Source organism: Prauserella muralis, assembly GCF_003202285.1.
Classification (GTDB): Bacteria; Actinomycetota; Actinomycetes; order Mycobacteriales; family Pseudonocardiaceae; genus Prauserella_B; species Prauserella_B muralis.
This window is the reverse complement of sequence record NZ_MASW01000002.1, coordinates 1685164-1699645: the sequence shown is the minus strand read 5'-3', so window position 1 is coordinate 1699645 and position 14482 is coordinate 1685164. Positions and strand designations below refer to the sequence as shown.

At 68.4% G+C, this 14482-nt stretch carries 13 protein-coding genes; 6 read left to right on the top strand and 7 right to left on the bottom strand.

Annotated features, from left to right (window positions below):
* The first annotated feature begins 383 nt into the window (after positions 1–383).
* The 3 genes from BAY60_RS19285 (at position 384) to BAY60_RS19275 (ending at position 3062) form a co-directional block, all read left to right on the top strand.
* The gene (locus BAY60_RS19285) at positions 384–803 is read left to right on the top strand and encodes a DUF302 domain-containing protein (RefSeq protein ID WP_112282492.1); all 420 of its coding nucleotides are present in this window, start codon (positions 384–386) and stop codon (positions 801–803) included.
* A gap of 805 nt (positions 804–1608) precedes the next feature.
* Positions 1609–1740, top strand: a complete 132-nt coding sequence (locus BAY60_RS38605) for a hypothetical protein (protein ID WP_146771038.1) — start codon at positions 1609–1611, stop codon at positions 1738–1740.
* Positions 1741–1847: 107 nt separating this feature from the next.
* The gene (locus BAY60_RS19275) at positions 1848–3062 is read left to right on the top strand and encodes a L,D-transpeptidase (protein ID WP_112282272.1); all 1215 of its coding nucleotides are present in this window, start codon (positions 1848–1850) and stop codon (positions 3060–3062) included.
* Here BAY60_RS19275 and BAY60_RS37575 read toward each other — a convergent pair.
* From BAY60_RS37575 to BAY60_RS19265, 3 genes are all read right to left on the bottom strand, one after another.
* Positions 3024–3425 (bottom strand): methyltransferase family protein, encoded by a 402-nt coding sequence (locus tag BAY60_RS37575; protein WP_211330361.1) that lies wholly within the window; start codon positions 3423–3425, stop codon positions 3024–3026. The genes BAY60_RS19275 and BAY60_RS37575 overlap by 39 nt on opposite strands.
* Positions 3426–3733: 308 nt before the next feature.
* Entirely contained in the window at positions 3734–3868 is a 135-nt protein-coding gene (locus BAY60_RS38345; RefSeq protein WP_281272730.1) for a hypothetical protein, read from the bottom strand.
* Positions 3869–3898: 30 nt separating this feature from the next.
* A complete protein-coding gene (locus BAY60_RS19265) occupies positions 3899–4174 on the bottom strand; it encodes an SHOCT domain-containing protein (RefSeq protein ID WP_112282491.1) in 276 nt (91 codons plus the stop codon).
* 180 nt (positions 4175–4354) lie between these two features.
* Here BAY60_RS19265 and BAY60_RS37955 point away from each other — a divergent pair, with 180 nt between their 5' ends.
* Together BAY60_RS37955 and BAY60_RS19255 are read left to right on the top strand one after the other, a co-directional pair.
* Positions 4355–5665, top strand: coding sequence for a glycosyl hydrolase family 65 domain-containing protein (locus BAY60_RS37955; RefSeq protein ID WP_245992617.1), 1311 nt, complete (start codon positions 4355–4357; stop codon positions 5663–5665).
* A 218-nt stretch (positions 5666–5883) separates the two neighbouring features.
* Positions 5884–7386 carry a multicopper oxidase family protein gene (locus BAY60_RS19255; protein WP_112282271.1) on the top strand — a complete coding sequence of 501 codons (1503 nt, stop codon included), beginning with the start codon at positions 5884–5886 and terminating at the stop codon, positions 7384–7386.
* 70 nt (positions 7387–7456) lie between these two features.
* Here the strand turns inward: BAY60_RS19255 and BAY60_RS36790 are convergent, their stop codons facing one another.
* The 4 genes from BAY60_RS36790 to BAY60_RS19240 all read right to left on the bottom strand — a co-directional run bounded on the left by BAY60_RS36790 (position 7457) and on the right by BAY60_RS19240 (position 11250).
* Positions 7457–8218, bottom strand: coding sequence for a phosphoribosyltransferase (locus tag BAY60_RS36790; RefSeq protein ID WP_146771037.1), 762 nt, complete (start codon positions 8216–8218; stop codon positions 7457–7459).
* A complete protein-coding gene (locus BAY60_RS19250) occupies positions 8215–9099 on the bottom strand; it encodes a DNA-processing protein DprA (RefSeq protein WP_112282270.1) in 885 nt (294 codons plus the stop codon). The genes BAY60_RS36790 and BAY60_RS19250 overlap by 4 nt, the downstream gene beginning before the upstream one ends.
* 230 nt (positions 9100–9329) lie before the next feature.
* Entirely contained in the window at positions 9330–9662 is a 333-nt protein-coding gene (locus BAY60_RS19245) for a VanZ family protein (protein ID WP_211330360.1), read from the bottom strand.
* Positions 9663–10017: 355 nt separating this feature from the next.
* On the bottom strand, positions 10018–11250 hold the full coding sequence (locus tag BAY60_RS19240) for an MFS transporter (RefSeq protein ID WP_211330359.1): 1233 nt from the start codon (positions 11248–11250) through the stop codon (positions 10018–10020).
* A 442-nt stretch (positions 11251–11692) separates the two neighbouring features.
* Between BAY60_RS19240 and BAY60_RS19235 the strand changes: the two genes are divergently transcribed.
* Positions 11693–14227 (top strand): heavy metal translocating P-type ATPase, encoded by a 2535-nt coding sequence (locus BAY60_RS19235; protein WP_245992616.1) that lies wholly within the window; start codon positions 11693–11695, stop codon positions 14225–14227.
* Positions 14228–14482: the final 255 nt, after the last annotated feature.

The following is a 14482-nucleotide window of genomic DNA, read 5'->3' as shown; positions in this document are numbered from 1 at the left end:
TCGAAGACCGTTTTCCGGGGCTCCGGCGTTGGCGTTCTGCCGGAGCAACGAGGCACAGATCCGCAGCCGCGAGCCGTTCGTCCAGCCGGGCGCAGTGATCATCCAGGAGTCGCCCCGCGAACCGGAGTGGTCCAGGCGAACACCGGTCCGGGTCGTACGCAGAGAACCCGCTGCGCAACGCCGGGATCTCCCCGGCGTGCCACAGACCAGAGGGGGACGGACCCTGCCGCGGTGGGCAGATATGTCCCGCGGCGAGGACGGCAGTTCCCCACCCGGAACAGGCCAAACCGCGCTCTACGGGTTCGATAGACCTGAAATCCTATTCGAGATAGTAGTGTGGTAGTCGGTCCGGAACGCACATGATCAGGAAGGAAGGCAGGGACATGGAAACGAGCTACGGCAGATCCGTCAGGCTACGAACGACCTTCGCCGACGCGGTCGAACACGTCCGCGCGGCTCTGAAGGATCAGGGCTTCGGCGTGCTGACCGAGATCGATGTCCGCGCCACGTTGCATGAGAAACTCGGCAGGCAGATGGAGGACTACCTCATCCTCGGCGCCTGCAACCCCGAGCTTGCCGACCAGGCGCTCGGCATCGATCACAGCGTCGGGCTGCTGCTTCCGTGCAATGTGGTCATCCGGAGCGACAGGCACGACGTGCTCGTCGAGGCCGTCGACCCGCAGATCCTCGTGACCGTGACGGGGCGCGCTGAACTCGGCGCGATCGCCGACGAGGCGGCCCGCCGGCTCGCGGCCGCATTGGAGTCCCTCCTCGACTCGGTATCAGTCGCGTCGAGGGACTGACCACCGTGTGTGGATGAGTCGGCCTCAACTGCGCCTCGCTGCTACTCGTCGCAGGCGACGTGACGGGCGGTGACGCACGCGGCGACCACCAGACCCGTCGCGATCCAGTGATGCTGCTGCTTCTCGTCGCTGCGGGCACGACGATCAGCGGGACCCACCAACGTGACCGTCGCCCCGGTGAGCAGCCTAGCCTGGCGGCATCGAGCGGGCAGGCGGCGTCGTGATGGTCGGCGCGGGACTGACGATCTTCCAGAGGGCAGGCTTGACGCCGTACGCCTCGCATCGAGGGCAGCTCCGCTCAGTCGGTCCTCCTGTAGCGATTCAGGTGCGCAGCCACGAACGACCAACGCGGATACCCGCCACAAGCGACGACTCGCCCGGGCGGTACGTGCCGTCCGTAAAGCCGTATTCGCAGCGCCCCGCAGGCGCAGCGGGTGTAGAGCAGCGTCCCTCCGACGTGGTGTACCGCGAGACCACGTGGAAAGAATCGTGCGGTGGCCAGCCGCAAGGCGGGCAGCGTGCGGCGAGAGCGCCGCCCTCGGGACCAGCCGAGTCGGCATCGGTCATGATCTTGGCCTCCGAATGAGCTCGTTCGACCGTGCGGCCACCGATCCCCCGCAGGCCGGCCCTTTCATCTGGGGCAGTGTGAGCCCGTGCAGCACCCTCGACAGATTTACTAAGACACCTAGTAGATGGGTCGAAAGTCCGTGCAGGGGCCAACCCGCGCGACGAGCCTTCGGCGGAATGGGGCTGGCATGGGACGTTTCCGCGCGCCGGGACGATTGGCGGCTGGCTGGTTGTGATAGTGCTGCTGACCTTGATGTCCACCAACAACTACAACCGTGGCGTGGATGTGGTACCGATCGGGGCAGCCGCGTTCATCGCGTGGCGGTTGATCCACAACCAGCTGCGACGCCGCACGAGCCGCGGCCACTGAGAGGTGGCACGGCGCCAGATCTAAGCGAGCCTCGCCGTGTCGTTGTGCTGATTTACTACTAGTCTGACTAGTATTCTGGCGAGCGTTGCCGGGCGTGGGAGAGAACGATGGGCAGGAAGACGGCGTGGCGTCAGCTGATAGTTTGGGGTCTGGTTGCGTTGGTGGCGCTCACCGCGTGCACCTCGACTCCTGAGGCAACGTCGCCCACGGCGCGGCCGAGCACGACACCGGCGGATCCACCCCGCATCACCACCGTCCCAGCGAACGATGCCCAGGATGTGTCACCCATTGAACCCATCGAGATCCGGGCCAGCAACGGTAGCCTCACGTCCGTCTCCGTGACCAAACCCGAAGGAAAGCAGGTCAGCGGAAAACTGTCGGCGGATCGGACTGTGTGGAGATCGACCGAGCCGCTAGGCTACGGCCGCCGCTACGCGCTCACCGCCGCGGCCAGTGGTTCCAGCGGGGCGAGTGCCCGGGAAACGACATCGTTCACGACGCTGCGACCCGCGCAGACCGTCTTCCCCTCGTTCTTCCCCGCACCCTCGATCAAGAGAGTCGGTGTCGGGCAGCCGATGGTGGTCATCTTCGACAAGCCGCCGGCCGACCGGGCCGCCGCCGAGCGGGCGCTGACCGTGACCTCGAATCCTGCCATCGAGGGCGCTTGGTACTGGTGGGACAATCGCACGCTGCACTGGCGGCCGAAGATGTACTGGAAACCTGGCACCAAAGTCACGGTGCAGGCCAAGATCTACGGTGTGCATCTCGGTAATGGGATGTACGGAGAGACCGACCGGACCCTGAACCTGACCATAGGCCAGTCCAAGATCGCCACTATTGACGACAAGACGCATCAGATGACTGTCATGATCGACGGTAAGAAGGCGCGTACCTTCCCGGTCAGCATGGGCCGCAACGAATCGGTCACCGTTGATGGTAAGAAAATCTCGTTCGTGACGCCGAGCGGAACCTATGTCGCTCAAGAGAAGTACCAGGTCAAGCGGATGAGCTCGGCGACCTACGGGTTGCCGACGAACTACTCGCTGGGCTATGACTCCGAGATCCCGCTCGCGGTGCGCATCTCCAACAGCGGGATATTCGTCCACGCCGCCCCGTGGTCGGTCGCCGACCAGGGCGTCCGCAACGTCTCTCACGGCTGTATCAACCTGAGCCCCAGCGCGGGGCGATGGTTCTACGACAACTTCAGCTATGGCGATGTCGTCACCATCCGCAACACCAGCACGAAACTCGAACCCACCGACGGATTCGGCGACTGGAACATGTCATGGAGCGAGTGGCTCAAAGGCAGCGCACTGAACTGAATCCGGGCGGACCTCTTCGCATCGCGCTATCCGGCTGCCCTGCGGGGCGGCGAGCAGGCCGGTGCGGTAGAGCTCGCCGACGACCATGGCGGACAGTGGTCCCAGCACAGCCACCGCCAGGGCGGCGAACCGGACCGTGCGGGCGTTCATCGATGCCTCCCGACCGGTGTCCGCGGGGTCGCCGCGGGTTCGCAGGTACGGCAGGAAGGCGCGCGCGTGCACGGCGTAGGCGGTCCACTCGTCGCCGAAGCGGCCGGCGACCTCGCGTTCCTCGTAGCGGGCCAGGCGGGCGTAGACCACGACCAGGATGGGGTACATGAGTAGGGTCGGGATCGTGGGCCACTGCAGCAAGAACCCGATCATCGCCAGGAGGAACCCGTCGTATTGCAGGTGGCGCACCCGCGCGTACGGGCCCGGTGGTGGCCAGGCCATCATCGCGGGCGGCGTCGTGCAGGCGCCGCCACGCGGCGATCAGCCAGAATCCGCCACCGATCGCCACGTAGCTGGCCAGATGAAACGGCCTCAGGTGCGGATCAACGGCCCAGCCGAAGAGGTCGTTCACACCTGCCTGCCGGCGTGGGTATCGCGCAACAGCGGGAAGCGCGAGCCCAGCCAACTACCCAGCAGGTAGACCGTCAGCGGCGCCCCGTACATCTCGGTGAACAACGCGATCAGGAATGCGGTGAACGCGCCCGCGGCCCGCCGGTCCCGCTTGGCACGCGGGTGAAGAAACTGATCGCGACGAACACGAACAGCGCGGTGTTGAGGATCACCAGCGGCCACAGGCCATAGGCGGCGTCGGCCATCGCGCCTCCCTTGCTCGTCGCGGAGCCGGGTCAGGTCTCGCGGGCAGGAGACGACTTGGCGTGCAACGCATCGAGTCGCCGGTGGTACTCGTCCTCGTCAATCTCGCCCCGGGCGAACCGCTCGGCCAGGACCTGCTCTGGGGTATGTGGCTGTGCAGGTGGGGTGAGCGTCGGCCTCGAATCCCGGCTCGCGAAGCGAATCAAGGCGATGACGCCGAGGATCAGCAGACCCCAGAACAGGACCATGCTAACGGTCATCAGCGTGTATCCCCAGCCGCTCATGCCGTCGCCGTACCAGAACATCATCGTGGCCTCCTCCGTCAGGATGAGGTCAAGGATGCTGTTCCTGCCCGGCGGGGCACACAGCACAACGTCGTCACCTCCGAGGACAAAAGTCCTATCGCAAATAGTACTTAGCCTCTGTAGGCGGTGGTCTCGCCTTCCGCAGCATCGGCAGCACCGATGGCGGCCGAAGGGAATCTCGTGATGAGCGGTGCAAGCCACGCGCGTACCGCCGCGCGCCTGCCCGTGGAGCGACTGGACGCCGTGCTGTTCGATCTTACCCACAGTGGCGTGTTCAATGGCGCGGCCCGGCTGGCCAAGCAGCTGCGTGCCATCGGGATGCCGACCGCGATCGCTGTCGCGGAGTGCCCGCCGACCGGATGGGAACGCTCGGTCACCGTCGTGGTCGAGGGGCGGGGTGTCGCGCTCCCGCCCGATCCCGCGACAGTCCTGGACGCCGCCAAGCGGCTGGGGGTGCACCCGTCGGGCGTCGCGGTGATCACGGACACCGTGGCCGGTGTGCAGGCCGCCCGACGGGCGGGGTGCGGGTTCGTACTCGGCCTGGCCCAGCGGGACGGGCCGGAGAGCCTGCTGCGGGCATACGGCACCGACGTGGTGCTCGGCGATCTCGACACGTTGACGGTAGACGACGTGGCCGGCTGCTGTGGTGGCGGCCCGAGCAGCGCGAGGGCACCGCCTCGGCCTCAGCGAGGGCGAGCTCGACCGCTGGGCCGACATCACCACCCGCATGTACGTACCCTCCACGGCGAACAGATCATCAGTCAGTTCGACGGCTACCCTGGTCTGGCCGCCTTCGACCTGGCCGGTTATCGCGCGCGCTACGGCAACATCGGCCGCCTGGACCTGATCCTCGCCGCCGAGGGCGACAGCACCAACCGCTACCAGGTGAGCAAGCAGGCCGACGTGCTCATGCTGTTCTACCTGCTCTCCGCCGAGGAACTGCGCGAGCTGTTGGCCGACCTGGGCTATCCGTGGCCTGGCCCGGCGCTGCCGCGCACCATCGCCTACTACTTCGGGCGCACCACGCACGGTTCCACGCTGAGCCGGATCGTCCATTCCTGGGTCCAGGCCCGCACCGACCGAGCCTGCTCGTGGGACTGCTTCACCCAGGCCCTGGCCGCGGACATCCAGGACACGCAGGGTGGCACCACCCACACGGGAATTCACCTCGGCGCCATGGCCGGCACCCTCGACCTCGCTGAACGCTGCTACCTCGGGCTGGAAACCCGCGACGACGCGCTGTGGCTCAACCCGCGGCTGCCGGAGCAGATCACCCGCCTCGCGACCACGCTGCGCTACCGGGGCCACTCCCTGCACGTCACCGCCACGCACACCAAGCTCACCATCGCCGCCTCCCCCTGCGACGCCGCACCGCTCACGATCCGCGCCGCCGCTGAGGTCCTGCGCATCGCCGCAGGCCAGACCAGGACTGTCCCACTGACGCCCGCGGACAGCCCCGCGGCCACACTCGCCACCATCGCGGAGGCATCATGAGCCGTGCATCGCACCTGATCTACGGCGCCGCCCAAGACGCGCTGTTCGACGCGATCCACCATGTCGTCACCAGATGCAGTCCGAGGCCCTCCCCCAGCCTTGCCGATCACCTACCACTCCACCAGGCCCGCACGCCAGACGTGGGCGAATGTCTGAGCCGCCGCTGGACGCCGAACCCGGTCGGCGCCCACCCTGTCGACCCGTGAGGTGAGCCTGTCATGAACCCCCTCGACCGCCGCACCGTTCTGCGCGCGGGCCTGGCCGCCACCGGCCTCGGTGTCCTCGCCGCCTGCACCTCGAGCACCGACAGCGCCCCAGGGCGCCTCATCGGACCCACCGCCCCACGGGTACAGGCAGTGGAACGCGGTCGGCAGACCACCGGCCAAACCCGCACTCACCCGCTCACCGCCCAGGTCAGCCAGGTCGACCTCGGCGGGGTCCAAGCCAACACGTGGACCTATGACGGCACCCTGCCCGGACGGGAAATCCGCGTCCGCACCGGTGACCTCGTGGAGGTCCCGCTGACCAACCGGCTCCCCACCGAGACGACCATCCACTGGCACGGCCTCCCGCTGCGCAACGACATGGACGGCGTACCAGATCTCACCCAGGCGCCCATCGCCGCGGGTGACACCTTCACCTACCGGTTCGTCGCCGACACCCCGGGCACATTCTGGTTCCACCCGCACACCGGTGTGCATCTCGACCGCGGCCTGTACGCCCCGCTCATCGTCGAGGACCCCGCCGAGCCCGGCGGATACGACCAAGACTGGACGGTCGTGCTCGACGACTGGATCGACGGCACCGGCACCACCCCCGACGAGGTGTTCGCCACGCTCCGCCAGGGCATGGGCGGAATGGGATCGATGCCCGGCATGGGCTCCGGCGGCCCCATGCTGATGGGCGCGACCAGCCCGCTGCTCGGTGACGACGCCGGGGACATCGCCTACCCGTACTACCTGATCAACGGGCGGCTCCCGGCCGCCCCCGCAACGTTCACCGCGCGGCCCGGACAACGGGCACGGATCCGGTTCATCAACGCCGGCGGCGACACCGCCTTCCGGGTAGCCCTCGGCGGACACCGGATGAGCGTCATCCACACCGACGGCTTCCCCGTCCAGCCCGTGAGCACCGACGCGCTGCTGATCGGCATGGGTGAACGCTACGACGTCCTGGTCACCCTGAACGATGGCGTCTTCCCGCTCGTCGCGCTGGCCGAGGGCAAGAACGCCACCGCACGCGCGCTCGTACGCACCGGTGCCGGCCGCGCTCCCGCACCCGGCGCCCGGCCGGTCGAGTTGGACTGCGCCCTGGTCGGTTACCCCGCCCTGCGGCCCACGGCCAACGTGGCGCTGCCGGCCAAGCCGGTCGACGTCGAGCACCGCCTCGAGCTGACCGGCAACATGATGAGCTACAAATGGGGCATCAACGGCCGCCAGCTCGACCTGGACACCCGGCCGCGTGTTCGCGAAGGCCAGCGGGTACGTGTGACCCTCGCGAACACGACCATGATGTGGCACCCGATGCACCTGCACGGACACACGTTCCAGATCAACGGCACCGGCCCACGCAAGGACACCGTGATCGTGCTCCCCCGCAAGACAGTGACGTGCGATTTCGACGCAGATAACCCCGGCCAATGGATGGTCCACTGCCACAACATCTACCACGCCGAGGCGGGTATGGCCGCAATACTCGGCTACGAAAGCCAGCAGAGTTGACCAAACGCTCGCAAGATATCCACATCGGACGAGAACCGGGCAGCACAGACGGGGCCCGCGGCGGTGGACACTATTCGAGGCAGCAGGTGTCCCAGGTCCATGAGCATCGCTGTGCCGCAGTAAGCCAGGCAGCATTGTCCCGGTAGTCAACCGTCAGCCAGCGTCCAATAGCGACGCCACCGACTCGGCGGGCTCCGGCCGTTTTCAATGCGGCGCTCGCGGACTGCATTTTCGCGCCAGTAGTCCAGGTGTCGTCTATGAGCAGAACGTCTCGCCCTCGGACATCCGAGCGCACGGCGAAGCGATCGCGGGCAGGCTGCCGCTGGTCGAGATCGGTCCGGTTGAGCATCAGCACTTCGCGTACTCGCTCAGCGGTGCCCGCCACCACGTTGCCGACTAGCGTGGCCAGAGGGTGCGGCTGCGTCCGGCCGCCGGTGCTGGGCACAGTCGCCACCAGGTCAAAACCTCCGCAGCCCGCAGCGGCGGCGAGGCACCGCTCATGTGCGGCAAGGCAGCGCCACAATACCGCCGCGAGCCCAACAGTGCGGGTACTGCGCAGATGCGGCGGAACGTTAGGCCGCTTGTAGGTGTAGAGATCGCGCGCCAGTTGGCCCCCGGCTGGGGCGAGGGCGACGAACGTGACGGCGTCCAGGCGCAGACCGCCGAGCACCCAGCGAGCGTTCGCGCACGGATAGCACACGGGGTGGCCGTCATAGACGGAACCGTGGCATACGGTGCAGACATCGGCGCCGCGTTGTGGCACTGGGATCAGGTAGTGTTCAAGCGGGGCCGAGGCCTCAGCGACCGTGCGGGCCCGCCGGGGAGACGTCATGTCCAGACAAGCTCCTGTGGCGGCGCGAGCACGTCGGCGAGCTGCTCCAGCACGTCCTCGGGCCCAGAGACGATCCGGGTGCCCGGCTGCTTGGCGTACTCGCGGGCCCAGTCGTGCTGCAGCAGGCTGTCGAGGAGGAAGACGGGCCGGCCGTGCTGTAGCGCGAGCCGAGCCTGCATCCGCGCGCCGCTGCGCCAGGCTGCTTCGATGACCACGGTCGCGGCCGCGTAGCCACTCATCACCGCATTGCGCATGGGGAAGCTGGTCTTCGATGGCGCGGAGTTCGGCCAAAACTGCGACAACACCAAGTGCGAGCGGCCCAGCTCGGCCTGCAGATCGGCATTCTCCGGTGGATATGTCCGGTGCAAGCCGGTCCCGATCACCGCGACCGTGCGGCCACCGACCTCGAGCGCCCCGCGGTGGGCCGCTGTATCGATCCCGGCCGCGAGGCCGCTGATGACCGGCACGCCGCGGCGGGCCAGCCCCCTGGCGATCTCGGCAGCCCTGCAGGCACCCTCCGCGGACGGCTGGCGGGTGCCCACCACGGCCACCCCGCCAACGTCCCTCTGATCCAGAGTTCCCCGGTAGAGAAGGAACGGGGGCCGCTGGTGGATAGTGAGCAGCTGCCCCGGGTAGTCCTCGTCGAGCAGCGTCACCAGACGTATTCCCTCGGCTGCCCACTCAGCGATCGCCAGCCGCGCGGCCTCCAGGGCCTCGGCAGGTTCCCGGCCGAACAACTCACCCTGCGTGCCCGGCTCACCGTTGGTGAGCACGTCATAGGCGCTCCCGCACGCCTCGACAGCATCCGCGGCCGCACTCCAACCGCTGCGGCGGTCCCATAGCAGCGCCAGCAGCGCTGCCTGCTCAGTCACGCGGTCCATGGTCCCTACCCTAAACTTGGCTAGCCCTTCGCGCGCGGGCCGCAGCCACGCGTCGCACGTCAGCTCCTGTGCGGGCCTGAGCCCACCTTCCCCTCACACCTCAACATCCGCCTGCCTTTCGAACGTATATTCGATCAGGGTTCGTGTCCAGCACCTAGGGCGCTTAACAGGCGCACAAAAGCCGCGGGATTTGCGCCGCCAGCCCTCACCGCCGCTGCCGATGCTGCGGATCATCGGCGAGTGAGCTGCTCCAGGGTGTTCGGCCCGCTGCCGGCTGGGACACGGTGTCCGAGGCGCCGGAGCCAGACATATCCGAGCAGGACGCCCAGCAGCGCGCCGCCGGTGTTGGCGGCCAGGTCGGACAGGCTGCAGTACCTGCCTGGGATCTGGGTCTGGACCGCCTCGATGGTCAGGGGCAGCAGGAATGCGAGGGCCACGGCGGGCAGGACGCGGCGGGTGGTCACCACGACGGCACCGGCCAGCGGAAGCAAGAGGAGGACGTTGAGCAGGTCACCGGCGACACCACCGCCGGAGTACAGGGTGTCGTGGACGAAGTCCGACACATCGTGGGGAAGGCAGGCTCGCAGACCGTTTCGGTGTGGCTCGTCGCCCGGTGTGAGAGTCACCGCCAGAGCTGCGGCCAAGAGCAGGAGCGTGACCAGGATGGCGCTCGCGCGCCAACTCGTGCGACGGGCCAGTGGTCGGGCAAGCAGCACGCCGAGTAGGGCCCCAGCCGTCAGGACGATCAAGGTCCAGCCGGAAACGGGCACGTGGGCTCCGAGAACCGTCACCGTTGCTCCATAAGGTCAGCCCCGCCGCCCGGATGTCGCCGCGAGATCGTGTCCGTGCACATCGATGCCACAGTCTACGATGACGCATAGTGGTTCATCGTCGGCGAGAGCGAGAAGACGGCCCGGCTCAGCTGGCGATCGGTCCAACCTCTGCTCGCGGTGCGTCCTCGACGGCACGCGTCCGGATCGTGGCGAAGGCCAGCCCGGCCGCGGCCACCGCGAGGCCAGCGTTGACGAGGAAGCCGATACTGATGCCCGTGGTGAACCCGCTGGGGTCGCCGTTGGCCTGCGCCAGGCCCCCGGGCCATTGGGTCGCGACGATCGCTCCCATGATCGCGACACCGAGCGAGAGCCCGACCATACGGAAAGCATTGTGCGCCGCGCCGGCCATACCGGCGCGCTCCTCCGGGACCTCGTCCATTGCGGCCGTGGTGATTGGCGTCGAGACCAGCCCGATGCCGGTGCCGGCCAGCAACAGGCCCGGCAGCAACTGCCACGGTCCCCATGCCGGGTCGATCCCGGCAAGCAGTACGAGACCCCCGGCAGTGAGCGTCATACCGGAGACGATCAGGAGCCGCGCGCCGACGCGGGGCACCAGCCATCCGGCCAACGGCGCCAAGACACCGCCGAGCAGCGTCAGCGGCAGCAACGCGATCCCGGCGGTCACGGGGGACGCCCCGGCGGCGACCTGCAGGTAAAGCGCCAGAAAGAAGAACAGGCTGCACATCACCGCGAGGTTCAGCAAGCCTACAACGTTACCGCCCAGGAAATTGGGCACGCGGAACAGCGCGGGATCCAGCAGCGGCGCCCGGGCACGCCGCTCCACCACGACGAAGCCGGTAAGGCCGACGGCCGCGAGGATGGTCCACAGCACCGGCGACGTCCACCCGAAGGTGCCGGCCTGGGTCAGGCCGAACACCAGCGCGGCCAGCCCGATCGCCGAGAAGACCATGCCCGCCGCGTCGACCCGGGCGTGGCGTCGCCGCGAGGCCGCGGCCCGGGGCAGGCCGATAAGCCCCACGACCAACATGAGCGCACCAAGCGGCACGTTGACCAGGAAGATCGCCTGCCAGCCGATGCCCCGGGTCAGGGCCGCACCCACCAGCGGACCTCCGGCCAGTGCCGTTGCCCCCACGCCCGACCAGACGCCCAGGGCCACACCGCGCGCCGACCCGGAGAACGCGGTCATCAGGATCGCCAGCGCGGACGGACCCATCAGCGCCGCACCGGCTCCCTGCGCCGCGCGCATCCCGATCAGCATCGCACCAGTGGCCGACAGCCCCGCCGCCAGAGACGACACGGTGAAGACCATCAGCCCGGCAAGGAACACCGGCCGCGCGCCGAAACGGTCGGTACACATGCCTCCCCCACAAGGTCAGCACGGCGAATGTGAGCGTGTAGACGTTGACCACCCACTCCAGCCCGGACAGGCCCAGCCCGAGATCACGCCCCAGCACCGGCAGCGCGATCGCCGCCGCGGTGTCATCGAGCAGCACCAGAAACCACGACAGCGCCACGATCCCCAGGGTCCACGACCGCGGGCCCGCTCGCCGCGGCGCTACGCCCGTTACTGGCATGCTCATCCACCCCCGGTTCAGTCCCACGTGGTGCCCATGCTTCTCGGCGCGGCTCCGACCAAGGAAGAGCACTACTATCCTGGATAGGAGGACTTTCGTCCCTGGCCGCACGCACACACGTGAACCTGGAATGGGAAGCGATGCGGCAAAGCCCGACAGGCCAAGTCATGCCCGCGCGGCGGGCGAGTAATCCCAGGGCGAGCACTAACGGAGGGAAAGCCAATAGTGGACACGGGCACGAACCGCAGCACCGCGGTGCTGGATGTCAGCGGGCTGCAGTGGGCTACGGAGCAGAACGTGGTCGCGGCCAGGCTCGGCCGCCGCCCGGGGGTGGTCGGTGTCGTGGTCAACCCGGTGTCGCAGACCGCGACGGTCGAATTCGACCCGGGTGAGACCTCCGTGGCCGAACTGCGCGGGTGGGTCGAAGACTGCGGCTACCACTGCGCCGGACAATCCGTGCCCTCGCATGTCTGTGACCCCATGGCTGAGTCTGATCCGCCCGAGCACCCCGCCGCGCACACCGTGGCCGCGGTCGTCGAGCACGATCACGAGCACGCGGTGGACGCGATGCCGGAAGCACCGGCCGGCGAGCCTGCCGCCCACGAACACCACGGCCAGCACGCCGAGGCGGAGGGGGCTCGGTCCCCGCATCAGGTGATGGGCCACGGCGGGCACGCGGGTATGTCGATGGAGGCGATGGTCGCCGACATGCGCAACCGCTTCCTGGTGGCGCTGCTGTTCTCGATTCCCATCGTCATCTGGTCGCCGATCGGCAGTGACGTGCTCGGGATCGACGCGCCGGTCCCGTTCGGGATGCGCCAGGACGTGTGGGCGCTGCTGCTGAGCCTCCCGGTGATCTTCTACTCGTCGTGGATCTTCTTCGACGGCGCCGTCCGCGCGCTACGCGCCCGCACGCTGGACATGATGGTGCTCGTCGCCGTCGCGGTGGGCTCGGGCTGGTTGTACTCCCTCGTCGTCACGCTGCGCGGAGGCGGCGAGGTCTTCTACGAAGCGGCCACCGTGCTCGCCGCGTTCGTGCTGCTCGGGCACTGGTTCGAGATGCGCGCCCGCGGCGGCGCCAACGACGCCATCCGCACCCTGCTTGACCTCGCCCCGCCCAAGGCGACGGTCATCCGGGATGGCGAAGCCGTCGATATCCCGACCGCTGAAGTGGTCGTCGGTGACCTGCTACTGGTGCGGCCCGGCGCCAAGATCGCCGTCGACGGCCTGGTTGAGGAGGGCGAGAGCGAGGTCGACGAATCGATGGTGACCGGCGAGAGCCTGCCGGTGCACAAACAACCGGGCTCGGCGGTCATCGGTGCGACCATCAACATCAATGGCACGCTGCGGGTGCGCGCGACCAAGGTCGGCGCCGACACCGCACTGGCGCAGATCGTCAAGCTGGTGCAGGAAGCACAGAACTCCAAGGCACCTGGACAGAAGCTCGCCGATCGGGCCGCGTTCTGGCTGGTGTTCGTCGCGCTGATCGGCGGCACCGCCACGCTGGCCACCTGGCTGCTGGCCACCGACCGCCCGTTCGCCGCCGCGATCCTGTTCGCCATCACCGTCGTCGTCATCACCTGCCCCGACGCGCTCGGGTTGGCCACCCCCACCGCGATCATGGTCGGCACCGGACTCGGCGCCAAACGCGGCGTCCTGTTCAAGAACGCCATCGCCCTGGAGACCTCCGCCCGCATCCAGGCCGTCGTCATGGACAAGACCGGCACCCTCACCAAGGGCGAACCCGAGGTCACCGACGTCATCACCCACGGCATCGGAGAGAACGACCTGCTGCGGCTCGTCGCCGCGGTCGAGCGGGAATCCGAACACCCCCTGGCCGAGGCCATCGTGCGGTATGCCGACGAGCATGGCGCCAGCATCGCCCACGCGGCGCGATTCGAGAACGTGCCCGGACACGGAGCCATCGCCGAGGTAGCCGGACGGCGCGTCCTCGTCGGCAACCGGCGCCTGGCCGAACGGGAGGGCATCGACCTCGGCGCGCTCGCCGAACGCCGTGACGAGCTGGCCGCCACAGGCCGCACCGCGGTGATCGCCGTCGTCGACGGACAGGTCGCGGGCATCATCGGGATCGCCGACGCACCGCGCGAGACCTCGGCCGCCGCGATCGCCGAACTACACGAGCTCGGGGTCGAGGTCGTCATGCTCACCGGTGACAACCACGCCACCGCACACCGGATCGCCGGTCAACTGGGCATCGACACCGTCATCGCCGAGGTGCTGCCCGGCGACAAAGCTGCCAAGATCGCCGAACTGCAACATGGAGGCCGCAAGGTGGCCATGGTCGGCGACGGCGTCAACGACGCCCCCGCCCTCGCCCAGGCCGACCTGGGCATCGCCATCGGCGCGGGCACCGACGTCGCCATCGAGACCGCCGATGTCGTGCTCATGCGCTCCGACCCGCTGGACGTGCCCACCGCGCTGCGCATCGGCCGCGGCACTCTGCGCAAGATGCGCCAGAACCTCGGTTGGGCCATCGGCTATAACGCCATCGCCCTGCCCATCGCCGCCGGTGTCTTCGAACCCTCGCTCGGGCTCATGCTGCGGCCCGAGATCGCCGCGCTCTCGATGTCCGGCTCCAGCGTGATCGTCGCGGTCAACGCCCTGGCACTCAAGCGGCTGCGACTGCCGGTGGCCGCCGCAACAACGCAAGACAGCGAGCGAACCGTGATCGGCACGCACCCCGGCGACCGACCGGCAACCCACCAAGGCTCGGCGACAGCTCACGCACGCCGAAGATAGACATGACCAGATACGACAGACCTACCTGCCAGCTCAGACTGGACCTCCGCGGAATCCCGTGGGCGGCCGATCGCGACACCGCCCTCGCCCGCCTGCGTGAGCTGCCCGGGCAAAACCCGTGCGGGATGTCGCCATCCCGCTGGCCGAGGTGCCGACCACGACACCGGACCAACCGCTCGCCGAACTGTTGGAACACCTGACCCGCGACACCGGCGGGGCGCGCCTTGGAGTTCGACGCCGGCCGACTCGTCGGCA